Source organism: Methylobacterium sp. A49B (assembly GCF_053346215.1).
Map to the genome: position 1 here is coordinate 73481 of NZ_JBKFBO010000097.1, position 25931 is coordinate 99411.

Annotated in this window: 17 protein-coding genes; 7 read left to right on the top strand and 10 right to left on the bottom strand. The window is 68.3% G+C overall.

The genetic code is table 11. The features are described from left to right. Window positions 1–3: 3 nt before the first annotated feature. The 9 genes from ACLBX9_RS15790 to ACLBX9_RS15830 form a co-directional block, all read right to left on the bottom strand. Window positions 4–1083 (bottom strand): molybdopterin-dependent oxidoreductase, encoded by a 1080-nt coding sequence (locus tag ACLBX9_RS15790; RefSeq protein WP_447719591.1) that lies wholly within the window; start codon window positions 1081–1083, stop codon window positions 4–6. A 65-nt stretch (window positions 1084–1148) separates the two neighbouring features. Continuing rightward, window positions 1149–2231 (bottom strand): YeiH family protein, encoded by a 1083-nt coding sequence (locus ACLBX9_RS15795; RefSeq protein ID WP_447719592.1) that lies wholly within the window; start codon window positions 2229–2231, stop codon window positions 1149–1151. 488 nt (window positions 2232–2719) lie between these two features. Then, on the bottom strand, window positions 2720–4744 hold the full coding sequence (locus ACLBX9_RS15800) for a TonB-dependent receptor (RefSeq protein WP_447719593.1): 2025 nt from the start codon (window positions 4742–4744) through the stop codon (window positions 2720–2722). A gap of 245 nt (window positions 4745–4989) precedes the next feature. Beyond that, the gene (nikR, locus tag ACLBX9_RS15805; RefSeq protein WP_447719594.1) at window positions 4990–5478 is read right to left on the bottom strand and encodes a nickel-responsive transcriptional regulator NikR; all 489 of its coding nucleotides are present in this window, start codon (window positions 5476–5478) and stop codon (window positions 4990–4992) included. Window positions 5479–5722: 244 nt separating this feature from the next. Continuing rightward, a complete protein-coding gene (locus ACLBX9_RS15810) occupies window positions 5723–6106 on the bottom strand; it encodes a response regulator (RefSeq protein WP_447699785.1) in 384 nt (127 codons plus the stop codon). Then, window positions 6103–8685 (bottom strand): PAS domain S-box protein, encoded by a 2583-nt coding sequence (locus tag ACLBX9_RS15815; RefSeq protein ID WP_447719595.1) that lies wholly within the window; start codon window positions 8683–8685, stop codon window positions 6103–6105. The genes ACLBX9_RS15810 and ACLBX9_RS15815 overlap by 4 nt, the downstream gene beginning before the upstream one ends. A 311-nt stretch (window positions 8686–8996) precedes the next feature. Next, window positions 8997–10910, bottom strand: a complete 1914-nt coding sequence (locus tag ACLBX9_RS15820; protein WP_447719596.1) for an HWE histidine kinase domain-containing protein — start codon at window positions 10908–10910, stop codon at window positions 8997–8999. Window positions 10911–11041: 131 nt separating this feature from the next. Continuing rightward, a complete protein-coding gene (locus ACLBX9_RS15825) occupies window positions 11042–13447 on the bottom strand; it encodes a PAS domain S-box protein (RefSeq protein ID WP_447719597.1) in 2406 nt (801 codons plus the stop codon). Window positions 13448–13804: 357 nt separating this feature from the next. Then, on the bottom strand, window positions 13805–16033 hold the full coding sequence (locus ACLBX9_RS15830) for a CHASE3 domain-containing protein (RefSeq protein WP_447699781.1): 2229 nt from the start codon (window positions 16031–16033) through the stop codon (window positions 13805–13807). 264 nt (window positions 16034–16297) lie between these two features. On the opposite strand from ACLBX9_RS15830, the gene ACLBX9_RS15835 reads away from it, so the two are divergent. Continuing rightward, on the top strand, window positions 16298–16543 hold the full coding sequence (locus tag ACLBX9_RS15835) for a hypothetical protein (RefSeq protein ID WP_447699780.1): 246 nt from the start codon (window positions 16298–16300) through the stop codon (window positions 16541–16543). 392 nt (window positions 16544–16935) lie between these two features. After that, the gene (locus tag ACLBX9_RS15840; RefSeq protein ID WP_447719598.1) at window positions 16936–17544 is read left to right on the top strand and encodes a recombinase family protein; all 609 of its coding nucleotides are present in this window, start codon (window positions 16936–16938) and stop codon (window positions 17542–17544) included. A gap of 81 nt (window positions 17545–17625) precedes the next feature. On the opposite strand, the gene ACLBX9_RS15845 is transcribed toward ACLBX9_RS15840, so the two are convergent. Beyond that, complete coding sequence (locus tag ACLBX9_RS15845) at window positions 17626–18738, bottom strand: DUF4062 domain-containing protein (RefSeq protein WP_447719599.1); 1113 nt, start codon at window positions 18736–18738, stop codon at window positions 17626–17628. A gap of 113 nt (window positions 18739–18851) precedes the next feature. Between ACLBX9_RS15845 and ACLBX9_RS15850 the strand changes: the two genes are divergently transcribed. The 5 genes from ACLBX9_RS15850 to ACLBX9_RS15870 all read left to right on the top strand — a co-directional run bounded on the left by ACLBX9_RS15850 (window position 18852) and on the right by ACLBX9_RS15870 (window position 25884). After that, window positions 18852–19226, top strand: coding sequence for a MarR family transcriptional regulator (locus tag ACLBX9_RS15850; protein ID WP_447719600.1), 375 nt, complete (start codon window positions 18852–18854; stop codon window positions 19224–19226). A 1-nt stretch (window position 19227) separates the two neighbouring features. Then, on the top strand, window positions 19228–20274 hold the full coding sequence (locus tag ACLBX9_RS15855) for a protein kinase domain-containing protein (RefSeq protein WP_447719601.1): 1047 nt from the start codon (window positions 19228–19230) through the stop codon (window positions 20272–20274). Then, complete coding sequence (locus ACLBX9_RS15860; protein WP_447719602.1) at window positions 20271–21866, top strand: hypothetical protein; 1596 nt, start codon at window positions 20271–20273, stop codon at window positions 21864–21866. The genes ACLBX9_RS15855 and ACLBX9_RS15860 overlap by 4 nt, the downstream gene beginning before the upstream one ends. 861 nt (window positions 21867–22727) lie before the next feature. Continuing rightward, a complete protein-coding gene (locus ACLBX9_RS15865; protein ID WP_447719603.1) occupies window positions 22728–24785 on the top strand; it encodes a hypothetical protein in 2058 nt (685 codons plus the stop codon). Window positions 24786–24933: 148 nt separating this feature from the next. Then, on the top strand, window positions 24934–25884 hold the full coding sequence (locus tag ACLBX9_RS15870; RefSeq protein ID WP_447719604.1) for a hypothetical protein: 951 nt from the start codon (window positions 24934–24936) through the stop codon (window positions 25882–25884). Window positions 25885–25931 lie beyond the last annotated feature (47 nt).

Genomic DNA, 25931 nt, shown 5'->3' on the forward strand with positions numbered 1-25931 from the left:
GACTCAGGCGACCTCGACCCGCACACGGTGCCACGAGGCGCTGAGGTAGCCCTTGAAGTTCCAAGTGTCGTCCGGCTGCGCCGGCTGGGTCTGCCCGGCCGAGTCCCAGGCGCGCACCGCGAGTTCGTGTTCGCCGGGTGGAAGGTCCAGCACGATCTCCCAGAACGTCCAGGCGAAGGGCGCGTCGGCCTCGTGTTCCAGTGTGGCCTGGCGCCAGGAGCGCCCGCCATCGCCCGAGACATCGACCCGCACCACCGCCCGGTCTCCCGCGATGGCGTACCCACGGACGGGCGTCTCGCCCGCTTCGAGCCGAGCCCCGCGCGGGGGCTCGCAGATCGCCGCGTTGAGCGGCATCGTCTCGATGGTGTGGCCTTTGGCAGGATCGGCGGTCTCGGCCGTCACGTCCGGCGGGAACAGCTTGTAGTCGTCGGCTTGCATCGGGTTGGCCGACGGATGGTCCTGCACCGTAATGCGCCGCAGCCATTTTGGGCTGCGCACTCCGGCAAAGCCCGGCACGACGGCGCGGGCCGGGAAGCCGTGCTCGGGCAGCAGCGGGGCCCCGTTCATCGCAAAGGCCAGCACCGTCTCGTCGGCGAGCGCCTTGGCGAGGGGGATCGAGACGCCGTAGGGCTGGCCCTCGACCACGTCGTGACTCTCGAAGGCCACATGGAGATTCGCCCGCGGCGTCACCCCTGCCGCCCGCAGGACGTCGCCGAGGCGGATACCCGTCCAGTCGGCCGTACCGATGGCGCCACCGTCCCAGGGATCGCCCGAGACCGGCGCCACCGCCCGCAGGTCGGCGCGGCGGTTGCCTGCGCACTGCATCGTGGCCGTGACGGTCGCCTCGGGGAAACGCGCGCGCAGATCCGCCAGGGACAGATCGAGGGGGCCGATGCCCTCGCCATCGACGGACAGGCGCCAAGTGGCGGCGTCGATCTCCGGCAGGTCGCCGTGGGAGCGGACATAAAAATCGTCCGCAGGGGTCCGGTAACCGGCCCGTAGGCGTGATAGCGGCGGCTCGGCATTATAGGGCCGCTCGCCGTGGACGATCAGGCGCGCCATCCGCTCAGCCAAGCTCGACATCGGGTGTGTCTCTCGAAGAAGGTTGGGGTCCAACGCGCTCGGACGTGCCAAGTGGCAAGCTGCTCTCAGGCGATACCGAGCAGGCGGATCAGCCCGAGGCTCACGGCGGTCAGGGCGGCGAGCGAGGCGACGACCGCCAGGGTGACGCGGGGTCCCGCCTTGACGACGCTGCGCACATCGACCCCGAGGCCGAGGGCCGCCATCGACACGATAGTTAGCCCGTTCGCCGTCGCGGCCATGGGGTGCACGGCCGCCTCGGGAATGAGCCCCGCCGAGCGGAGCCCCGCCAGGGTCAGGAAGGCGAGGATGAACCACGGCACCAGCCGGTGCAGCGGCACCCGGCTCGGGGCGGGGCGCTCCCCTTCCGTCAGGGACGGTGCGGCCGCGTCCGTTTCCGCGCGCAGCCGGCTCGCCCCCAGCGAGAGAGCCAGCACCACCGGCCCGAGCATCAGCACGCGGACCAGCTTAACCAGGGTTCCGACCTGGACGCTGAGGGCGGCCACGGGGGCTGTCGCGGCGAGCACCTGCGGCACGGCATAGACGGTGAGGCCCGCGAGCACGCCGTACTGCATCGGCGAGAGCGCGAGCAGCGGCACGAGCAGGGGCAGGCCGAGCACGACGAGGACTCCGAGCACGGCGGTGAACGCGATGGACGAGGCGACGTCCTCGCCGTCCGCGCCGATCACCGGGGCCGCCGCCGCGATCGCCGAGTTCCCGCAGATCGAGTTGCCGCAGGCGACGAGGATGGCGAGGCGCGGGGCCAGCCCGAGGGCCCGGCCGATGCCGTAGCTCCCGGCGATGGCGAGAGCCACCACCCCCGCAATGCCGATGAGTAGCCCCGGCCCGGCCGCAAGCAGTGTACCCAGGCTCAGCGAGGCTCCGAGCAGGACGACGGCGATCTCCAGGACGGTCTTGGCGCCGAATGCGATACCGCGAACGAAGCGCGGCCCCGGGCTCCAGGCAGTACGGACGGCCGTGCCCAGCACGATGGCAAGAACGAGAGCCTCCAACCACGCACGGCCGAAGAGATACTCCTCGACGCCTTCCAGGGCGAGGGCGGCGCCTGTCACCGCGAGGCACAGGATCAGGCCGGGCAGGACGTGGCGCAGGGCAAGCTTGCGCGACATGGAAAAGGTTGCTGCGAACATGGTGCGGACACATCGTGGGCTGGATCTGCTCTGATCATGGCCGCAGCCGATCGATCATTCCAACGGAACGTATCGAACGTTTTGATCGAATTATTTGATGACTCACCGGCGGTCAGCAGCTCTCGTTTCTCCACACGGCCGTAGCGCAATCGGAGTCAGTGGACAGAATTCGCGGAAGCCCTGCAGATCTCGGTTCCGGAGTTTCCAATGCGAACGACCGGAGCCTTCAGACGAGCTTGTGTGGCCTGAACAGCCAATAGTACGCCGAGCTGAGGCCGTTGAAATTACGGCTGATTTTCCCTTCAACTCATCGAAGCGGACGGATCGATTTCGGCCACGTCCAGCTTCGTTGGCGGACGCCTTAAACGGCTGAGCTGGGTGGATTTCTGCCGGTCCGCTTCTGAGCAGAAAGGCGTCGAAGCGGGCGTAGCCGTGTCGCTGACGCACCTCAAGAGGCAGTCTGCCCGTCCGAATGCGGATGAATAAAATCAGAAGCGGCCCGCGATGGTGAGGCGCACAGCCGTGGGCTCCACCGGGTGGAACACCCGGTCGATCAGCCCCTCAGCGGGCTCGCCGGGCAGGCGCGAGACATACGCGTAGGTGATCTGATCGGACTTGCTGTTGGTCAGGTTCAGCACGTCCAGCGAGACGCTGACGCCGTTCTCGAAGTTGTAGCCGATCCGGCCGTTGAACAGCGCGGTCGCCCGCGAGCGGATCGTGTTGTCCTCGATCAGCGGCCGGGGCCCGAAATAGCGGAAGCGGAGCGACCCGAACCAGCCGAGCGGCTCGCCGAACGTGACGCCGGCCGACGCGATGGTCGTGGGCGCCTCCGGCACCCGGTTGCCCACCGGGTCGTAGCTGGAGAACCGGGCATTGGTGATCGTCAGATCGCTCTCTAGCGAGAGCCAGGGCGTCACGGCATAGCGGTTCGTCCACTCGACGCCGAAGCGCCGGGTCGGCCGGCTCGGCTCCGTGGTGCCGGTATCGCCCTGGAAGATGTTCTCCGAGGCGAAATCGAGCCGGAACAGCGCGACGCTCGTCTCCAGCCCCGCGATCGACCGGTTGCGCAAGCCGACCTCGTAGCCCGTGGAGGGCACCAGGAACGGCGAGCGCGTGATGTTGAACAGCGGGCTCGCGGGATCCACCGTGGCGGTGACGCCGCGGGCGTCGTTCGAGTGGAAGCCGCCGCCGTAGTTCACGTAGAGCTCGGTATCGAACCACGGGCCGAGAACGAGGCCGAGCTTCGGGTTGACGATCCCGTCGGTAGCCTTGCCGGAATTGGCGGGCGTGTCCGAGCGGACATCGGCGTAGTAGCCGTCCGCCCGCACCCCGACGCTGGTGCGCAGCCACTCCGTCCAGTGCAGCCGCGTGTCGAGGTAGAGCGCGCCGCTCGATTCCAGCACCCGGTCATCGAGCACACCGGAGCGGTACTGCCGGTTCGTCGTATTGAAGAGGCCGACGCGGATGGAGTCTGTGCGGGTCTGGGCGCCGACCTCGACCTCAAGCGGACGGCCGAACAGGTCGCCCTGGAAGATGTGCAACACCTCGCCGCCGCCGAGGATGCGCTGGTCGAGCTGGTGGAACTGGTCGCCGTTGACCGGGTCGTTGAGGAAGTAGGTGAAGTCGTTGAACAGGTTCATCTGGTAGCGGATCACGTAGGCCGAGGCCCGGGTGACGCCGGTTTCGTCCGTCGCGCTGAACCGCCCAGAGAGAGAGAAGCGACTCGTGTCGCCGCCATCCGTAGGGTTGATCGTGCCGTAACGGCTGAGCTGCCCTGAGACGACGGCACGCTCGGGGATCTGGTTGGTGGCGGTCCAGCGGGCTGCATAGGCCATGCCGGTGATCGAGAAGCCATCGAGCGCCGTGCCTTGGCTGTAGCGGGCGACCCCGTTGAGCTTGCGCAGAGCGTCCGGGACGACCCAGGGCCCGTCGTAGACCTGCGCCTCCCCAGCAACGAGGAGGTTGCCCTCGCCCAGCGGCACCGAGGCGATCGACAGGGCGCGCTTGTAGCCGAAGCTGCCAATCGAAGTCAGCGCGAGGTTCGTCGCGACGCTGTCGAGGTAGTCGATCCGGACCGAGCCCGCGGAGGCGAAGTCGCCGTCGCGCACGAAGTACGGGCCCTTGTGGAACTCCACCGCGCCGACGAGTTCGGGGATCAGGAAGTTCAGGTCGGCGTAGCCCTGACCGTGGGCGTGAGTGCGCATGTTCACCGGCATGCCGTCGACGCTGATGGCGATGTCGGTGCCGTGGTCGAGGTTGAAGCCGCGCAGGAAGTACTGGTTGGCTTTGCCCTCGCCGCTGTGCTGGGTGACGATCAAGCCCGGGACCTCTTCGAGCACCTCTCCGGGGCGTGTGACCGGTCGGGCGTTGATGGCCGCGCCGCTGATGATGCCAGCGCTGGCGGAGTCCACCGCCAGCAGGGCGCCGCCGATTCCGGTAACGCCTCCGACGTATCCGGCGCTGGCGTTCGGCGTCCCTGGCGTGAGAGTGGTCGAAGGCTGCGCGGAGACCACGGAGATCTCGGACAGCGTGACCGCGGACGGTGATGGCGCAGCCGCATCGGGAGCTGCCCATCCAGGAGTGCATGTCGCGATAACGAGGCCGCTGGTGGTGAGCAGCGGACGGGTGACGCTGCGAACGCGAGTGCCTAGCGAGGAGCAACTGGGTCGGGAGATCGGACGAGGCACTTGCAGACCGGGCGAAGCGTGACGGTTTGCTTATTCTGGCACGGCTGGAGTATGAGAAATATACGGATAACTCACACCGCCGGATTAGCCTGGCCCTGTTGCTCGTGAGACGCAGCACCATCGGCAGCCTTGTTGTCATGGCCATGCAGATGATGAGCTTCGTCACCTTCAGGGATGAGATGCAGATGACCGTAACGGACCCCGCGCTGGGTGATGACGGCATCCGTGTAGCTCTGCATCTGAGAGACCGACCCGTGCAGAACGGCCACCTCCAGGCAGTCGTTGTGGTTGAGGTGGACGTGCATGCTGGCGATAGAGACGCCGTGCTGGTGACCCTGATCGGTCAGCCGGCGGGCCAGATCGCGCGTGCCGTGGCTGTAGACGTAGCTGAGCGCCCCGTAGCAGGCCGCTGATCCAGCGCCGGCGGCGCGAGCAGGCGCCAGGGCGTCTCGGACAATATCGCGCACGGCCTCGGAGCGGCTGCCGTAGCCGCGGCTGTCGCAGAGTGCATCAATCGCCGTCAGCAGTTCGTCGTCGATGGTGATGGTAACGCGCTGCATAGGTGTCTCGATGTGACCGTCGCGGCGCAGCCAGGTGGCACCGCTTTCCACCCTTAGTCGAAGTCGTCGGAGAACGGACGAACGGCCGCTTTAGAGAACCGTCGACAGCGTTTCGATCGGCTGGGGTGGGTGGTTTTGAGCCGTTCCGCTTTCGAGCGTTAGATCAAGGGAAGCAGGCTTCCCTGTTCCACTCGCTTCCGATCCTTTGCGCCATCACCTCCACGGTGCGGCCGGAGAGTTTGGCTCACGCGGCGAAGCTACGGATTGCTGAGATCACCTTGCCCTCGCGGAAGGGCTTGTCGCAGAACACGCCCCGCGCCGGGATGGCGTCGAGGTCCGGCGCCAGAGCACCTGTCAGGACCAACTCGATGGGCGGCCACCGATCCCGGATCATCGCCATCAGCTTCAGCCCGGTGGTCGAGCCGCGCACGTCGAGATCGGCGAACACCACCCGGATGTCCGTACGCTCCTCCAGGGTGCGGACCGCCGCCTGGGCGGTGCGCACCACGACCGCGTCGCACCCCGCCTCCTCGACGAAGTCCCGCATGATCCCTGCCAGGATCGGCTCGTCCTGGAGCACAAGCACGACCGGCCGTACCCCGTCGCCGTCCGCCTCGGTCATTGTCATGAGCGCTGCACCTCGACCATCGGTGCGCGCATCACCGCGATCACCCCGTCCGTGTCGTATGTAACGTCGACTTCGCCCGTTCCGACGAGGCCCGTGCGGATTAGGCGCGAACCGAAGCCCCGTCGGGTCGGCGCCGTTACGGGTGGGCCGCCGTGCTCGCGCCACCGCAGAACCAACCCTGGCTCCCCCGTCGCGCCGTCGATCCACCACCGCAACTCGACTTGGCCTTCCTCGCCGGACAGGCTGCCGTACTTGGCCGCGTTGGTTGCCAGCTCGTGAAGCAGCAGCGACGCCGACAGAGCGGCACTGGGGCCGAGCGCCACATCGGGGCCATCGAGCGTGAAGCGGCGGGCCTCGGCCGCGGTGCCGAGCACCTCCCGGCACACGGTCCGAAGATCCGCCGCCGTCCAGTCCTTGCGCAGCAACAGGTCGTGGGCCGACGCCAAAGCCTGGATGCGCTTCTGGAATGCCTCCACCGGCTCGCGCTCCCGGACGGACCGCAGAGTCTGGTGCGCGATGCTCACGACCATCGCCATCGTGTTCTTGAGGCGGTGGGAGAGTTCGTGGTTCAGCAGGTCCTGCCGCTCCTCGGCACGCCGCCGCTCGACGGCTTGGCGGGTCAGCTCAGCGATCTGGCGGACGAACGCGACCTCTGGTTCATCCCAGGCCCGCGGGCGGTCGTCGTTCACGTAAAGTACCGCCACAGTCCTGCCCTTCTCGACGATGGGTACGTTGACGAGCGTGCGGGCGGAGACCGCCTCCAAGGTCGCGGCGGAGGCGGCGGTGCGCGGATCCTCGCGTACGTCCGGGATGACGACCGTCCGCCCCTGCCGGAGGTCCTCGGCGTAGAGGCCGTAATCGTCCATGCGGTAGCGGCCGGCCAGCGTCGGGAACCCCGTCGCAGTCCAATCCTCTTCCACGACGAAGCTATCGCCATCCGAGCCAACGGTGCCGTAGCCCACCCGGCTAACGCCGAGCACGCGACCGAGAATGGCGGCGCCCGCCTTCGCTATCGCGTCGGTTCCGATGTCGGCCCGCAGCCTTTCCCCGAGTTCCAAGAGGCCGCTGCGACGTGCATCGGCCTCAACCCGCTCGGTCACCTCCAAGAAGATCACGCCGAAGCGCTCGTTGCTGAGCGGGAAGGCCCGGCCCTCGTACCACCGCGCCAGGGTGCCGACCTGTCGGATGAACGTCACCGGCTCTCCGGTCTCGACCACGTCGGCGAACTCGTCGACCCAGGCGTCCTCAATACCCGGAAAGACTTGGCGGATCGTGCGTCCCACGACGCTGTCCGTTGCGACGCCGACGAGCCGGCCCCAGGCGGAGTTGACGTCGACGTAGCGCCAATCCGTGATGCGCCCGGTCGGATCGCGCACGACCTCGCCGACGATGAACCCCTCGCTCAAGCGCTCGAACAGGTCGCGCCAGTGGGCCTCGCTCGCCGCAAGGCGCTCCTCGAACGACTTCTGCTCGGTGATGTCGCGCGAGACGGACAGGATCCGCTCCGGCCGCCCGTCAGGGCCAAAAATCGGCGTCACCTGAACATCCCACCATTTGGCATTGCCGAGGAAGGTGTCCGCGCGCCCCTGGAAGTGGCCGATCCCCCCGTCCCGGGCCATAGCCAAGGCCGCCAGCGCATCGGCGTTCCCCTGGCCCTGCCAGAAGCTCGGCCATGGGCAGCCCTTGATGTGATTGAAGTCGCTGACTTCCATCACCTGCATGCCGCCCTCGCTCATGAAGGTCAGGCCGCCGTCGAGGTCGAGCACCTTGATGCAGTCGGCGGACGACGCCAGGACGCTACGCATGAACTCAGTGTCGGCCTGTTCCTTGGTGGCGAGGTTGCGCTCCTGCGTGCGGTCGCTGAACGCCTTGACGAAGCCCCGGTGTGTCCCGTCGAGCCCCCGCAGCGAGGTCATGTCGCCAACCGCATAGAACCGGCCGCCGTCCTTACGCAGATGCCAGCGCATGTCCTCGGCATGGCCATCGCGGAAGACGCCGTCCATCTCCTTGCGCATCTGACCGGTCGTTCGATCCTCCGGCGTGAAGATCCGCTCGATGGGCTGCCCGCGCATCTCCTCGGCCGACCAGCCCAGGATGCGCGTGGCCCCGACGTTCCAATCGGTCACCGTACCAGCGGTGTCGGTGACGATGATCGCCATCTCGCTGGCGCTGTCGAAGATGGCGCGTTGGCGTGCCTCGCTCTCGGCTAGGCGCTCTCGGTTGCGGTGCGCCTCGGTGACGTCGATCTGGCTGCCGAAGCGATAGCGCAGCCGTCCCTCGCCATCGAAGACGGGGCCGACGAACAGGGCATTGACGAAGGGCGTGCCGTCACGACGGTGGTTGGTGATCTCGACGGTGAGGTCGCGGTTTTCCCGGAGGGCGGCGCGGATGGCGTCGACGCGGTCGGGCTCGGTGTCGGGTCCCTGAAGAAAGCGGCAGTTTCGCCCGACGACCTCGTCGATTCCGTAGCCCGTGAGTTCGAGGAAAGCGCGGTTGGTGAAGACGATCGGATCGTCGTCCTGGTTGGGATCCGTCAGGATCATCGGCAGGCCGGTCTTGTCGACGGCGGAGAACAACACGTCGGTGTCGGTCGATGCCGGGCGTGGGTGCGGGTCGGATGGGCCCGGGCCGTAATCCGGTCGGTCGGCCAACTTCGCCCTCAGGCGGCGGACCTCTGCCTCAAGCTCCTCGCGCGTGAGGCATCGCAAATCGTTATCCATCGAGAAGTTCGCCTGCCCCCCGGCAACCAGCATCGTCCATGGGCGAGGCTGATAGCGAAGCACCGACGCCTCGTCACTGCGGCTTTCCGATCAACGCCTTGGAGGAGTTCGCCATCCAAGATTGTCCGGCGAAAGCGCAGGAGGAGATCCGCCACCCTGTCGGCCTATCGTCAGGCTCGCGACTGCAGGCTCTCCATCGGCACGCTCACCACGCAACTGACGCCCTCGACCCGGTACTCGATGGCGACCCGTCCGCCGCCCATTCCGCGCTCGATCAGGCGCGAGCCGAAGCCCTTGCGGTCCGGCGGGGCGACCGGGGGGCCGTCCCGCTCCCGCCAGTCCAGCCGAAACTCGGCATCCTCCCTGTCCCCGGTTACGTTCCAGTCGAGGTCGACACGGCCGGCCGCAGTGGAGAGGGCTCCGTACTTGGTCGCGTTGGTCGCGAGCTCGTGCAGCACCAGCCCGAGCATCAGCGCCGCGCTCGGCCCGATGAACAGGTTCGGCCCGGAGATGTGGAACCGACCGGCTTTGTCCTGGTGCAGCGCCAGCGTCCCCCGCACGAGGTCGCGGACGTTGGCCGTCTCGGAATGTCCGAGCAGCAGGACGTCGTGCGCCTTGCCGAGGACGACCAGACGGGCCGCCAGCGCTTCCTGCGCCGCCGGCAGGCTCGCCGCGTTGCGCAGGGTCTGCGTCGCGATGGACTGCACCATGGCCAGGGTGTTCTTGAGCCGGTGGCTGAGCTCGCGGTTGAGGATGTCCTGCGACGCCTCGGCGGCCTTGCGGTCGTCGATGTCGCTGACCGCGCAAACCGCCCCGACCGTCGAGCCCCGCTCGTCCTCGACCGCCTCGCCGGTAATCATGATCCAGCGCCGCGCACCGCCCGGCCTCTGGTACAGCACCTCCAGGACCGCACGCTTGCACTCGCCCCCGGTGATGCGCGCGAGGGGATACTCGTGTCCCTCAACCCGCCGCCCGTCCTCGTGGAAGGCCACGAACGCACCGTAGGCGTCGCTCGACGAGGCGTAGAGCGTGTCGTGGCCGAGGATCTCCGCCAGGCGCTGGTTGCCCATCAGGATGCGGCCCGAGGGCGCCTCGGCGAGCAGGATGCCGACCGGCACGGTCTCCATGATCGACTTCAGCCGCGCCTCGCCTACGGCGCGGGCCGCGTCCGCCAGCTTGCGGGCGGTGATGTCCACGGCGACGCCGGGATAGCGCAGCGGCCTGCCTTCGTCGTCGAGAAAGCACCGCCCCCGGGCGTGCACCCAGGTCAGCGTCCCGTCCGCGCGAAGCAGGCGGTACTCCTCGCTGAACTCGCCCCCTGTATCGAGGGCGGTCTGGATGCGCTCGCCGACCCAGCCCCGGTCGTCCGGGTGGATGCCGTCGACGAAGGCGGCGAGCGGCGCCCCCCCGGCGGCATCCTTCGGATCGACGCCGTACATGCGGGCGAACTGCTCCCCTGCGTAGAGCCGGTTGGCCGGGATGTCCCAATCCCACCACCCGAGGCTGCCGGACGCCGCGAAGGCGAAGGCCAGCCGCTCCTGCGACGTCCGAAGCGCGTCGCGGGTCGTCCGCATCTCCGCGTTGAGCCGCCGTTCGCGCATCAAGGTCATCACCTGCCGGGCTAGCCGTTGCAGGGCGTCCGCCTCCCTTTCGGTCAGGCCCCCGGGCCGGGGGTCGTGGTCGATGACGCACAGGCTGCCGAGCACCTGCCCGTCCGCGTCCCGCAGCGGTGCCCCGGCATAGAAGCGGATGAACGGCTCCCCGGTCACCAGCGGGTTGTCCCGGGTCCGCGGATCGACGGTCAGGTCTGGGATGGTCAGGAGGTCCTGAGCGGCCAGAGTGTATGCGCAGACCGAGGCGTTGAGGGTCGTCTCGCAGAGCGGGAAACCGACCTGCGCCTTGAACCATTGCCGGTCTTCCGCGACGAAGCTGACGAGCGCGACGGGCGTGTCGCAAACCAATGCGGCCAGTTGGGCGATGTCGTCGAATTCCGCCTCCGGCGGGGTGTGCAGGATGCCGGTCGCCGCCAGCGCTTCGAGGCGGACCGGATCGCGTACCAGGGACGGTAGGGCAGGCTTCGGCATGTTATCGGGCGAGTGTCGGAATCGTAGACTAGACGAGTTGCGCGCAACCGTCTTGTGGTCTGAGGTTACATCCCGGTCCGATCATGGATGAATTCGGTGTCGGGCTTCGGAGAGTACGAACGGTCGTGTCGTCAGGGACGTTTCGACCTTGCCTCCTGGATGGCGCGACGGAGGATGCGCGACAGGTCAGCCACCGAGTACGGCTTGCGCAACAGGTCGAAGCCGTGGGTACCCTCGGCCGCCAGCACGTCGCTGTAGCCTGAGGTCAGGACGACCGGAATGTCCGGTCGTCGCCGTCGGATCTCGCCCGCGAGCTCGACGCCGTTCATGCCTGGCATCATTACGTCCGAGAACACCACCTCGAACCGGAACGGGATGCGCTCGATCTCGGCCAGGGCCTTTTCCGCGTCGGTCGCCCAGACCGTCGAGAAGCCCAGTTCGCTCAACGCTTGCTGGGCGAAGGCCCCGACATCGAGGTTGTCCTCGACGACAAGGACGCAAGTGCCATGGCCTTCCGCCAACGCCTCCGGTTCCGCGTCGGGCACCGAGGCGGCGGCTGGGGCGACACGGGGAAGGTAGAGGGTGAAGGTCGTCCCGGCGCCCTCCCGGCTCTCGACCGTGATCTCGCCGCCGGACTGCTTGGCGAAGCCGAACACCTGGCTGAGGCCGAGACCTGTGCCCTGGCCGACGGTCTTCGTCGTGAAGAACGGCTCGAAGATGCGCTCCAGGTTCTCCGGCGCGATGCCCGATCCCGTGTCGGAGATCGAGACCGCGATGAAGTCGCCGCGCTGGGCCGGGTGCGCCCGGACGGCGGGGATGCGGGTGGTGCGGCGAAGGCGGATGCGCAGACGACCCTCGCCGTCCATCGCGTCCCGGGCATTCACGACCAGGTTCACCAGCGCGGTATCGAACTGGCTTGGGTCGGCGTTCACGTGAAGGTCCTGCGGTTCGCCGGCAGGCAGGTCAAGCTGCACGTTCACGCGGGCGCCGGTGAGCGTGCCGACCATGTCGGCGAGCGCCGCCACCGCTTGGTTGACCGCGAAGGTCTCGGGCCTGAGCGCCTGCCGCCGGGCGAAGGCGAGGAGTTGAGCCGTTAGCTTGGCGGCCCGGTCGACCGTGTCGGAAATGGCACCGACGTAGCGCAACCGCCGTTCCTCGACGAGGTTCGGACGCTTCAACAGGTCCGTCGACGACTTGATGACCGTCAGCAGGTTGTTGAAATCATGGGCGACGCCGCCTGTGAGCTGACCGACCGCCTCCAGCTTCTGGGATTGCCGAAGTTGCTCCTCCAAGGCGCGGCGTTCGGTGATGTCGCGGCCCGCGGCGTAGAAGTGGTCGCCGCGCGGGATGGCGTTCCAGGACACCCAGCGATGGCCGCCGTTCTTCATCCGCATGCGCACGTCGACGTCTTGCAGGGCCGCGCCGCCGGTGACGCGCTCGAAGGCAGCGGCGGCCTCCGGGATGTCGGCGGGGTGGACCAAGGCATCGAAGCGGGCGCCGACGACCTCGGCGGCGTCCCAGCCCAGCATCTCCGTCCAGGCGTCGTTCGCCTTGCGGAAGGTGCCGTCCAGCCCGCAAACCACGAAAAGGTCGCGGCTGGCCCGCCAGACCATGTCGCGCTCGTCGGCCCGTTCCTGGGCGGTGGCCTCCAGATGATTTTCGAGGCGTCGCCGGTCGGTAATGTCGTTGAACAGGATGGCGACCCTGTGCTGTTCGGGCTCGCCCACACGCAGGGCGTGGACGTCGAACCAGCGCCCCAGGGCTACCGCGCCGCTCTCGAACCGCACCGGTCGTCCCGTACGTGCGACCTCGCCGTAGGTTTCGAACCAGTGGCGTTCATGGGCCGGCGCGAGCTCGGTCATCCAGCGCCCGACGGCGTCGTGTAGGCCCGTCTGCGCCGCGAAGGCCGGGTTCACCTCGACGAAGCGGTAGTCGACCGCCCGGTCCTCGGCGTCGAAGCGCATCTCGACGACGCAGAAGCCGCTGTCGACAGCATCGAACAGGGCCCGGTAGCGGGCCTCGCTCTCGGCAAGCACGCCCTCGGTGGTGCGGAACCGAGTGACGTCCAGCTGGCTCGCGAAGAAGTAGCGGAGCTGTCCATCCGGATCGAAGACGGGGCTGACGTAGAGCTCGTTGCGGAAGGGCGTGCCGTCGCGGTGGTAGTTCAGGATCTCGATGACGACGTCCCGCCGGGCCGCGATGGCGTCCCGGACCTTGGCGATGTCGGCGGGGTCCGTGCCGGGCCCCTGCAGGAACCGGCAGTTCCTCCCGATCAGCTCGTCGGCGTCGTACCCGCACAGGTTCTGGAAGGCCCGATTGGCGAAGACGATGGGGTTGTCGGGCAGGTTGGGGTCGGTGATGATTTGCGGCATGCGGGTCTTCTCCGCCGCCGTGAACAGTAGGTCGGTGGAGGCCGCGGAGGTCCGCTGCCCTTGGCCCGGCCGACGCAGGCCGTCGCCGAGTTGGGCCTCAAGCCTCGCCACGCGGTCTTCGAGCTCACGCTCGCGTCGGCGCAGCCTCTCGTTTTCTTCGTCCATAGGCCCCCGCTTGCGGGCGTGAGTAGCTTTGCGACCGACGTGGGACAACCACGAGCCGGACAACGCGGCGACACGGCGCAGGTCCGCCCGCGGGCACGGAATTTCCGGGCAGCACTACGGAGTTCACCTCGCGCGGGACATCGCGGACCTCCGCGCGTTGTCGTCCGCGTCCACTCCCGGGAGCCGAACGTGGGGGGCATGATGCAGTCCGATACGCCGAAGCCAGGGGACGACCCGTTGCCGCCCATCGGCGATCCGCCGCCGGACCCGGTACCGCCGGAAGGCGATCCGCCGGGCGAGCCTCCGGCGCCCCAGCCTCCTGGGCCGATCAACGGGCGCTAGGGGAACCCAGCGGCGTCAGGGACCCGCGTCCCTCACCGGGCGCAGGGGCACGACGTTCCCGGCCTCCGGTGGCGCCGCGGCACCCTTCAGGATCTCGGCGACCTTGCGGGCGAGCTGTTCGCGCTTGAACGGCTTGCCCACGAGGTGGACCCCATCGTCGAGCCGGCCGTGGTGCACGATGCTGTTCTCCGTGTAGCCGGACATGAACAGCACCCGCACCTCCGGACGCAGCGCCTGCACCCGTTCCGCGAGTTCGCGCCCGCGGACCTTGCCCGGTAGGACCACGTCCGTGAGCAGCAGGTCGACCGAGGCGAGGTTGGTCCCAAACACTCGGAGCGCATCCTCGCCGTCGACGGCTTCCAGCACTCGGTAGCCGAGGTCGGAGAGGATCGCGCAGGCGATTTCGCGCACCCCCGCTTCGTCTTCGACGACCAGCACCGTGGCCGAGCCACGCGGCAACTCGACTGGCGCGCCTGTGACCGGCGCGGCGGCCACGGCACCGACCGCCCGGGGCAAGTAGATCTTCACGGTCGTGCCCTCGCCGGGCTCCGAGTAGATCTTCACGTGTCCCCCCGACTGCTTGACGAAGCCGAACACCATGGCGAGGCCGAGCCCGGTGCCCTTGCCGTCGGGCTTGGTCGTGAAGAACGGCTCGAACACGCGCCTGACGACGTCCGGGGTCATGCCGTGGCCAGTGTCCGAGACCGCCACCATGGCGTAGTCGCCCGGCGTAATCTCGGCGTTGTTCCGGGCGTAGGCCTCGTCGAGGACCTTGTTGCCGAGCTCGATGGTGAGCCGGCCGCCGCCCGGCATCGCATCCCGGGCGTTCAGCGCGAGGTTGAGGACGGCGCTCTCCAACTGGGCCGGGTCGGCCATGGCAGGCCACAGGCCGGCGGTCTCGACGTAGCGGACCTCGATGTGCTCGCCGAGCGTGCGCCGCAGGAGCGGGATCAGGTCCGGCATCGTCGCGGCGAGGTCGACGGGCGCCGGGGCGAGCGGTTGCTTGCGCGCGAAGGCGAGGAGTTGGCCCGTCAGGGTCGCTCCTCGCTGGGCCGCCCACGCCGCACGCTCAATCCGCTGCTGCAGCCTGGCGTCGCCGTCGAGCTTAGCCCGGACGAACTCCAGGTTCCCGAGGATGACCTGCAGCAGGTTGTTGAAGTCGTGCGCGATGCCGCCGGTCAGTTGCCCCACTGCCTGCATCTTCTGGGCCTCGCGCAGCACGGCCTCGGCCTGGGCGCGCTTGGTCATGTCCGAGATGGTCAGGACGAAGCCGCCGTCCGGCATCGGCGTCCGGCGGATCTCAAGGTGATGCCCGTCCGCGCGCTCGCGCTCGTACGTGACCGCCTCACGGGGATTCCGGCTGCCGTGGCGGACCTGGTCCTCGGTCTCCAGGGCGGGGCGACCGGGCTCGCCGGTGTGGTCGGCGAAGGCGCCGTAAGCGATGCCGGGGCGGAGCATGGCCTTCGGCAGGTCGAGCAGCACCTGGAAGCACTCGTTCCAGTTCGCGAGCTTGCGCTCGGGGCCGAACACCGCGACGCCCTGGCTGAGGCTATCGATGGTGGTGCGTAAGCGCAGCGCCAGGGCCCGCTGCTCGGCCTCGGTCGCGTAGGAGCGCGACCATGCCTGGTTCAGGAGGCGGGCCGCCCAGAGCATCGTGAGGACGGCCAGTGCCGATCCGGCGATGACCATCCAGCGCACCCAGGCCGCCCGACCGTCGTTCTGCGCGAGGCGTTCGTCGAGCAAACGCTGCTCCTCGGCCAGCATGCCGTCGAGCATGACCTCGGCTTCGCGCATGTGGTTGCGGCCGGCGTCGCCGTTGACAATGCGCAGGGCGTTCTCAAGGCCGCCGTCGCGGCGCGCCTGCAAGGTCTGGGCGAGCTCCTCCAGCTTCTGCTGGATGGCCGGTGCCAGGGCGCGGATGCGCTCCTGCTGCGTGGGGTTGTCGGCGGTCAGCTTCTGCAACTCGCCCTGGAGCAGGCCGAGCCGGTCGCGGGCGGCGTCGTAGGGCGCGAGGTACTCGTCGCGGCCGGTGAGGACGTAGCCGCGCTGACCACGCTCGGCGTCGCGCAGGGCGATCGCGAGGTCCTTGGTAGTGCTCAGGACCCGGTAGCTGTGCTGCGACCACTCCCGGGCCTCGCGCGAGGCGTTGAGGCGCTCCCAGGTCACCGCGCCGACCAGGGCGACGATGGCCATGAGGACACCGAGCACGAGGAGGTTGGCGCGCCTGACGAGGTACTGGGTCATGGTGTCCGTGATTGCGCCGGCCGCCCGCGGCCAGCCTTCGGACGCAAACGCCGTGCGACCTTGGCCGTAAGCTCGGGACGAGGGCCATCGCCTGCCCGCTGGTCCGTAACCATCGCCTATGTCGCGATTGCGGGAATTTGCGGGCGGGCCGACGGAGGGAGCGCATTTCAACATAATGGACACGGCCCCGGCCTGCGTCATTGTCCGCAGTGGCTGGGGGCTCGTCGAGGCGTTGTCGGATGCGACCGTCCGACCGGAGCCGTTATGCTGAACCCGTTCTTTGCCGCGTTCCTCCTCGCCGTGGAGGCCCAGAAGGTCATCGAGTTGCGGCTCGTGCGGATCGCCTGGGGCGGCGCCGAGGGCCAGGTCGAGATGGTCTCGATGGTCGGTGAGAAGGTCGTGGCGGCGATGGAGGCCGCCAACACGCTGATGGCGGGCGGCAGCCAGGGCGACGTCATCGCGCGCTACCGGGAGCTCGTCGCGGACAACACCCACCGCCTGATGGCCTGAGCCGAATTCGGAGACGACGGGGTGTAGGCTGTCATAAGCCGACGTTGCGGGCGTACCTGCCCTGATTGCGCGACTTGACGAAGCAATTTTCGAGACCCGCACACGTATCTTCCGTCCGTCCGAGGCCTGGTCCGCTTACGGGAGGCGCTCAGCCGCTCATGAACGACTGCGTTGGGTCGGTAGGAGCCCGTCCGCTTTTCCAGCGGATCTCCTCCGAGGCAGCCGTTCCGCTTACGGCCACTAACGGTCAGAACGCCTGTCCGTAACGGAATCGGCATATGGACACCCGGGATCCGCGCTCGGGGATCCGGGCCGCCCAAGAGGATAACCGTCTCACAAGACCCGTACGCTGATCCTTTCAATGGCGGGGGGCCAATCGTACACTTCTCGCCATGACGATTCTGATCGGCTACGCCCGCTGCTCGACCGACCGGCAGGATCTCGCGGCCCAGCGCGCCGCCCTGGAAGGGCTCGGGGTCGCACCGGAACGGGTCTACACCGACCACGGGCTGACCGGCACGAGCAGGGACCGCCCGGGCCTGGCGCAGGCGCTGGCCGCCACCCGGACAGGCGACACCCTCGTGGTTCCCAAGCTCGACCGGCTGGCCCGCTCGGTCCCGGACGCCCGTGCCATTGCCGACGCGCTGGTCGGACGAGGGGTCAAGCTGGCCCTGGGGGCGAGCGTCTACGATCCGGCCGATCCGATGGGGAAGATGTTCTTCAACATCCTGGCCACCTTCGCCGAGTTCGAGAGCGACCTGATCCGCCTGCGCACCCGCGAGGGAATGACGATCGCCAAGTCCCATGGTAAACTCAGGGGCAAGAAGCCCAAGCTCACCGAGAAACAGCAGCGAGAGCTGCGCCGGATGAACGACACGGGAGAATGCGCGATCGCCGACCTGGCCGAGCTGTTCTCCGTCTCGCGGCCTACCGTCTACCGAACCCTCGCACGGCAATCGGATGGGATCCCGCGACCCGGGATCCCATCGACGGCCCCGTAGCAACCAGAGGCTCCCATCGGGGTACGCACCGGATGGCACTGAGGGCCCGGGGTGGGGCCCCTGCGGCCGCCCACGCCGACGTCAGTTGGTGTTCGTCCGGTATTCCCGGCGGAGCAACGTCACGAGATCCTCGACCAAGTCGCGCTCGTCGTGCTTGAGGGCGGCCCGGGTACGCAAGGCCGGCGACAGCGTCACCGGACCCGGCTCCTTGTGGCCGAAACCGTGGCTGACGGAGCCTCGGTTCGCGGTCGCCTCGCTGCGGGTGCGCCAGATCATATACTGGGCGTCGGCGATCGAGGCCGCCAGGACGACGTGCGTGAGACGTTGGGTCGGATCGACCCGGTCTAGGACCGCCACCGCATAGCGGAGGATCCGCGTCAACAGGTCGGCGACATCTTCCTCAATGACCGCCCCCATCATGTCGTCCGAGCGCGGGAGCGGCAGCGTGAACAGCATGTGCCCCTGCGGCATCATCGTCACGGCGGCGTCGCGCTCCTGACGGATGACGAGCGCACCGCCCTCGACGGCATTCCCGATGCCCTTGCCTCGGTCGAGGATCTGGGTCCCGCCGAAGAGGCTCCACTGCAGCAGCTGCTCCGCCAGGTCGCGATCCTCGATCTGGCTCGGCCGCAGGATCGACTGCTCCGGGCCCATGACGACCGAGATAGACAGGCGCTTCTGGCCGGATGAGTGGCTGCGAGTGTCCTTCGGGAGCATGCCGATCGCGCGACCAAGCATGGCGCCCTCGTCGACCGGCCCCGCGGCCTTGGACATCTCATACTGGTGCACGGCTCGAACGATCTTGCCCCGCAGGTCGTCGGGCCCGGTGAACCCGCCGCGGAACAGGCCGCCGCTCCAACCCTGAACCTCGGCCACGAACGCGGCCTCGTCGTCGTCCCGATCGACGCCTTCCTGGACAAAGGCGATCACGGGTCTGGTCTGGCGGGCCTCCCTGTACTCCTCGTGCGTGGCAGAGAGGCCGGACTCCTGCTTCGCCCCGTAGGACTTGCCGAGGATCAGCACGACGAGGCCGGCGTGGCGGATCCCTTCGAGGCAGGCGACCTGCGGCGATGCCGGACGGGCGCCGAAATCTTCCGCCATGATGACCTCGTGGCCGAGATCGGTGATCGCGGAGCGGGCCGCGTCGCGGATCGGCTCCAGGCCAGAAATGAGTGAGCTGACGAAGATCTTCATCGGGTGACCGCCTCTGCGTTGCGCCCGATGCCACCGGATCATGGACACCGCGCTTGTGTTCGTACTCGTTTTGATGATATGAACCCAAAAATGGGTAAGAACAAGAGGTTGGTGTGGGCACGCCGTTAGAAGCCGACGATGCGCAGCGTCTGCGCGACCTGCGCGACGCCATCGCCGCCGCGGGCGACGAGCTGTCGCTGCCGCAGCTCCTGGCGCTCCTGACGATCGCGGTGGAGCCGAACCTCTCGGTGAACGATCTGGCCGAGCGGCTGGGCGTTCCTCAGCAATCGGCCAGCCGTTTCGTCGCCGTGCTGCTCGGGCGCTACCAATCCGCATCTGGCGCCGGCCCCAAGGAGCCCCTGATCGACCAGGGCGTCTCCATCACCGACCCTCGCAAGCGCGCTCTCACCCTCACGTCCGCCGGCCGGGATCTCGTCGCCAGGATGACGGGCGCCGGGCCGTCTTCCAGCCACTCGAAGGGACACTGACATGTCGGCAGCCGACAAGCTCCTCGGCCTCGATCTGAAGAACGGGTGGAAGGTGACGAGGCACCTTCAGCGCGGGCCCAGCGCGACCGGCGGAATGTTCTCGCAGAGCTACATCGCGGAGAAAGGCACCGCTGTCGGATTCCTGAAGGCGTTCGACTTCTCGCCGGCCCTTGAGCCGGACGTCGACATGGCGAACGAGATCCAGAAGCTCATCGCCTGCTACAACCACGAGCGCGCCATCCTCGACCATTGCCGGGGGCGCAAGCTCTCCAAGGTCGTGATCGCCCTCGACCACGGCGACGTCCAGGTGCCGGGCATGGGCCCCATGGAGGGACGCGTCTTCTATCTCATCTTCGAGATGGCCGAGGGCGACGTGCGGGTGCAGATGGACACCAGCACCGCGTGCGACGCCCTGTGGTGCATGCATGCCCTCAAGGACATCACGCTTGGGCTCTGGCAGGTCCACAAGGAGATGATCGCCCACCAGGACGGCAAGCCGTCGAACGTGCTCGCCTATCCGGGCCCCTCCTTCAAGGTCGCCGATTTCGGGCGGTCTTCGCGGAAGGGCCAGCCGGCCGCCCACGACGACTTCAAGATCGCCGGCGACCGTGGGTACGCTCCCCCCGAGCAGCTGTTCGGCTTTGTGCACCCCGAGTTCACGAACCGCCGGATCGGTTGCGATCTCTACATGCTGGGAAACCTCGCCGCCTTCCTGTTCTCCGGGGTCAACATCACGCCCCTCCTCCTCTCGAAGCTGGATCCGCAGCATCATCCCCGCGCCTGGGGCGGCACCTACGAGCAGGTCCTGCCCTACGTGCGGAACGCCTTCTCCGCGGTCCTGGCGGACGTGAGCCCGCTCATCGACGAGCGGGTCCGCGCCGACGTGCTCGGCCTGGTGCGCGAGTTCTGCGATCCGGACCTCCAGCGCCGGGGGCATCCCGACCACCTTGGCCAATCCACCCAGTTCTCGCTCGAACGGTACGTTTCGAGGATGGACTTGGCCGCGAAGCGGCTCAGCATCCTCATGCGTACCGGGAGGGCCGCATGACGCCCGAATCCCTCGCGACGCAACGGCGCCTCGTCCCACGTTGGAGGAGCCTGACGCTCACCCTGCGCGCGCGCGAGCTCGGCCTGGGTGGGAGCCCGAAGCCGGCCCCCCACCTCTCGCCCGAGATGGTGCAGCGTCTCGAACGCTGGCGACTGTTTCCCAGCATCGTTTCCGCATCCGAGCTCGTCGAGATCGCGATCGTCGAGTGCCGGGAGACGGAAGCCCTCAACGCCGCACGCCGGCTTATCGCGCCGAACAGCACCGCCGCACCGCTCGTCCGCGCCCAGGCGGCGGAACTCCTCCAGCGCAACGGCGAAGAGGTGCCCGACAAGCTGGTGCATGCGAGGCCGACCGACGCCACCGCTTGGCGGGACCTTACCAGGCTGCATCCGCACGACGCGCTGGCATGGGTAGAGCTGGCGCTGCACCAGACGGTCGCCGGGCGGGACAAGCGGGCCGAGCGATCGATGCGTGTCGCTCTCCAACTCTCGCCCGACAACCGGCACGTGCTGCGCTCGGCGTCGCGGCTGTTCCTGCACTTGGGGGATCCGGAGCGGGCGCACGACATCGTGCGCAGGAGTGCCGCGACCCGGGGTGACCCGTGGCTGCTCGCCGCGGAGATCGCCTTGGCCGAGCTTGCCGAGCGGGATCCGACCTTCTTTAAGCAAGGCGTCCGCTTCGTCGATGACGGGGGGATGTCTCCGCACCAGATCACCGAGCTCGCAGGCGCGATCGGGACGGCGGACCTCCTCGGCGGTGGCGTGAAGCGATCCCGACGCATGTTCCGCACGAGCATGGTCGACCCAACCGGCAGCTCGTTGGCGCAGGGTGAGTGGGCGACTCGGCACCTGGGCGTTGATCTTGTCCCGCACGAGCGGCTGGACACCGTTTCGGAGGCGCACGAGGCCCAGGCCTTCCATCTCTACCGGAGGGCCCGCTTCGACGATGTTCCGAGCGCCTGCGAGGCTTGGTCCCGGGTCGATCCCTTCTCGCTCCGGCCTTACGAGTTCGGCGCGAGCACGGCCGCCTTCACGGAGGATTTCCCGAAAGCGGAGGAGCTGTCGGCCCGAGGTCTCCAGCGAAACTCGGATTCGCCGATCCTGTTGAACGTCCGTGCCTTCGTCATGGCGTCCCAGAACCGTCTAGCCGAGGCCAGCAAGCTCCTGCGCCAGGTCGATGCCGAAAAAGCGTCCCCTGCCTTCAAGCACCTGACCGGGGCGAACAACGGAATGGTGGCTTTCCGGTCCGGCGACCTGGCCAAGGGCCGTCAGCTCTATCTGGAGGCTGCGGAAGGTTTCCGGAAGGCGCACATGCCCATGCCGAGCGCCCATGCTCGGGTCTTCCTCGCTCGGGAAGCGCACCTGGCGGGCGACCCGGATGCCCCGAAGCTCCTCCTTGAGGCACAGAAGGCCGTCGAGCGCCTTGGCTTCACGGAGGTGTCGTTCACTTTGGAGAAGGTGGAGACAATGATGGGGGTCGCGCCGCTGAGCCCCCGCAAGCCGAACACCGCGCCTCCTCGCCCCGAGCCTTTGCCGACGAAGCCTCGGGTCATCACGTGGAGCACGCCGGGCTGGACCAGGCCGGGCTCGTGATCCGCGGCCAATCATTCCAGCGACCCGCCGGCGGCGACGCCGGTGGGTCTTGGTGACGACAGAGCCTATCGGGGACCGAGCGAGGCCCGAAGCCTCCAAACTTGCATTGACCTTGGTAGCTGCTGGTAGGCCAAGGCTAGGGCATAAATGGACGTTGATTTTTGAAGACCACAGGCAGATCATTGCAAGCATACGCATCCGATCGCTGACGAATTCAGTCATCGACGCACCGAATTCAGCCGACGTAGCGATTGCGTAACAAAGTTAACAGACGACATGCCAAGATCGTCACCGCAGACGAACACTACGCGTAAGTATTTTCCGCTCGTACGCCGGCCTGACTTGCTTGACGGTTTGGCCGTCGGCCAAGTGGTCCGAGACCATCCTATTCCGAGGGATAGCGAGCGATGAAAACCAGTTCATTTACAAACTCGGCAACAACCTGACGGGACATCTTCCTTACATATCGGCAGGAAACGTAGGGTCCCGACCGCCCCCGGGGGGGAGGGGGTGCCCCGGGGGCAGGCTTCCCTCGTCGAGGCAGGGTCACCCTCCGCCGACGGCCGTCCACTCCACGCGCGCATGCCCTCGACCCCGGCTTCCCTGACCACGGGGCCGACCGTGCCGCGCGCCCCGTGTCCCGATCCAGGTCACGGCGCGCCGGGTCGACGGGCCATCCGATTCGCGCGCGGGATGGCCATTGGCGGGGTGGGCCGACCCCCTGCCATGAGGCGCCTCCTAGGCGCGGGCAGGCTCAGTAGTCGGCCGCAGGACCCCCGGTTTGGAGATTGCCAGCGACGCGGCTAGCCTCCTCGATGTCGATGGGTGTGCTGCCCCATCGTCAGCTCGATCCGACCCCAGATGATGACCGCGAACGCGCAGACATCCACCACCCCCTGCGATGCCACCCGCGCCCACCTCCGGGCGGCCCATGTCGCATGGCTGCATCCCAAGGGTTCGGTCGGGCGCGCCTGGGTCGGGACGAAGGTCATCGATGTCGATGTGGAGCGCTTCGAGGGCGAGACGCTCGACTCGGCCGATGCCGTCCTGAGGCAGCATGCCGCCGATGATCGGTACACCAGCCTGAACCGGTTCTGGGGTCGCCGGCGCACGGGGGAGTGCCTGAAATCGGTCGGCTCGCTCGTCCTCGACTGGGACTACCAGCGAGACGAGAGCCTGCCCTTCTATGGATGGGCGCCCGAGGCCGTGCGCGATGTCCTCATAGAGGCCATGGTCGCCGCCGGGATACCGCTGCCCTCGATCTGGGTCGCCTCGGGATGTGGACTGCAGGGGACGTGGGCATGCGACGGCGTGAAGGCTGCCGCGTGGGCGCGCGTGCGCGCGGTCTACGATGCCCTGCATGGGCCGGACCTCGCCACGAACGGCATGCCCAAGGTCAAGCGCAGGCACGCCGACCCCGAGCTCGATGCGATCGAGGCCAAGCGCCTGCCCATGTGGCGCCTGTTCCGCGACGCCGGCCTCGACCGCGTCTGCCGCGACAGTGCCCGCGTCGTGCGGCTCGTCGGAAGCATGAACGTGAAGTCCGGGACCATGGCGAGGCTCATCGCGCCCGCCACATTCGAGGAAGCGGCGCGCTACACCTTCCACGCCCTGGCCGACGCCATCCTGCCCGTGTCCCGGCGCGAGATCGAGGAGCGCAGAAGGGCCCGTGCTGAGGCCCAAGCGGCATCGGCCGCCAACGACAATCCTGCCCCTGCGCGTCCCCGTCGCCATGCCGGGCCGGCCGGACGATGGGTCGGCATCCTGCGCGACCTGCACGCGTGGCGGGACGGCATGGGTGGCCCGCCCAAGGGCAAGCGCGAGATTTGGCTGTTCCTCACCGCGAACGCGACCGCGCACGTCCGGGGTGGACGCCGAGAGGATTGGGCCGCCGAGCTCGCTCCTCTCGCAGGCCTGACCGTGAAGGAGGCGATCAGCGCCCTCGGGACGCTCGACCGTCGCAAGCGCCGCCACGAGGCTGGCGAGACCGACGAGTTCAAGGGCGTCGAGCAGACCGTCCTCTACAACCACGCGGCCGCGACGATGGTGGACCTGCTCGACATCCAGGTCGAGCAGGCTGAGAGGTTCGGCCTGCGCCCCCTGTTCCCCGGCGGCGGCAAGGCCATGACCCCGGCAGAGAGGCAGCAGGCACGCCGCCGTCGCCTCGGGATCGAGAGCGCCTCGGATTCGGCCGAGCGTCGGCTTTGGATCGGCATGTGGGCGTTGGGCCAGCGCACCGAAGGCTGGAGCCTCGCCGAAATCTGTGACTTCCACGAGCATGGCAAGGAGGCGGTCCTATCTGCCATGCGCCTCGCCTCCGACGAGTACGGGCTCGGCGGAGCGATCGATGTCGAGACCTTGAGGGCCGCCCGTGATGCCGAGGCTCTGCGGCGGTCCTCAGTCATGGCCGAGCCGCAGACCGAGGTCCTGGCTGACGCCACCGGGAGCTATGAGGCTGGAGAGCCTGTCGGGTCCGCGTCACGCTATATTGTGGGCTCTGCCTCGCGTGAGGCCCGCCCCGCCTCCAAGATCGTATCCGGCCCGATCCGGATCACCCGCTTCACGCCCTTCCACGTCGTCGTCGAGACCGGCACGGGACGGTGGTCGTGGACGCGGTACGAGGGCGTTCTGTGCCGGGGCTGGACGAACGAGTGGCGCCTGGAGACCGACCGCGCCGCCGTCACCCCGGAGGACGCTGCGCTTGCCGAGCAGGCCCGCCAGGACATCGAAACCCGGTCATCCATCGCCTCCCGGGGTGCTAGGCGCCGACCTGGCCGGGACAGGTCTCGGACCCGTCAGGCGGCCGTCCGCAGGGCTCCTCTGCCGCCTCTCGACCTGGCTCGCGAGGCTGAGGCTTACTTGGACGCCTCGGGTGGCTGGTCGACGCCGCGCCGTCCCCCCGCGCTTGTGGCTGCCTAGGCGACGCGGTATTGTCGGGACGCCTGGGGTACGGGCGAGATGCAGCACATCTCGGAGGCCCCTCCGCCGCGCGCGGGGGGGCCTTCATCTATTTCGGGCCCCTGCGTGGCGCTGACCGGGACACGGGCCCCGTGGCAGCCTCCCCGGCATGGCACGCCGCAATCAATCCTCCCAGGGCTTCAGCCTAAGCGGCTTCGATGGCGTCGACCTTGCCGTCGACCTCGGCGAGGCGATCGACCGCTGGAGGGACGAGTTCGTCCGCACGGTCGGCATGACCGACCCGAACCGGGGCATGGCCAAGTATAGGCGTGCCGCGGGATGGGCCGTCGACGAGGTCGCCAGGCAGGCCACCATCAACATCCGCTATCGCTTCCACCAGACGCTGAAGAGAAGGTCGCCGTGGACCGAATCCGCGGTCGCCTACAAGCGGCTGAGCAAGGCGGAGCTGAACGCCCTGGAGAGGGGCGAGCGCAGCCCGGAGGACGTCTACGCCCAGGTCTTCGTGAAGGCCAAGCAGTCGGCGTACCTGAAGTACAGCTTCGGCATGGAGACGAACGTCCGCCTGCCGGGCGACGTCGGGCTCGCGCAGAACCGGATCCTCATCCCCTGGTGGGACAACATCACCAAGACCCAGGGCGTCCGGCCCACCAAGGACGGCGGGGTGCCCCGCGCCTTCCTGTCCCGGCTGGCACGCGAGGTCTCGGCCGACAGGGCACCCAAGAAGTCGGGCACGCAGGGGCGCTGGGGGGTGTACTACGGGGCCATCAAGATCCACGGGCAGCCGCACGAAGGCTACATTGCCCGGCCGCCACGGGTGCCCGTGACGGAGCAGGACGTCCTCCACCGGGGGCACTCGGCCCTCGATCAGGTCATCCAGACCCGTGGGGGCGACCTCCGGCGCATCGGCCGCCGGCTGAAGGACACGGACCACCCGCGCGTCCTGTTCCTCGCCGTCGACAAGGCACGCTACCGGCCGATCCTGCAGAAGCCTTGGGACGAGGCCTGCTCGGACGCTGCCGCGCGCGTGCCGGAGCTCATGAGCCAGCAGCTGAACGAGAACCTCGCGCACATGATGAAGAGGGGCACCTACCTGCGCTGAGCCGTCCCCGGCGGGACCGGGAGGCCCACGACATGGGGAACCGGGTC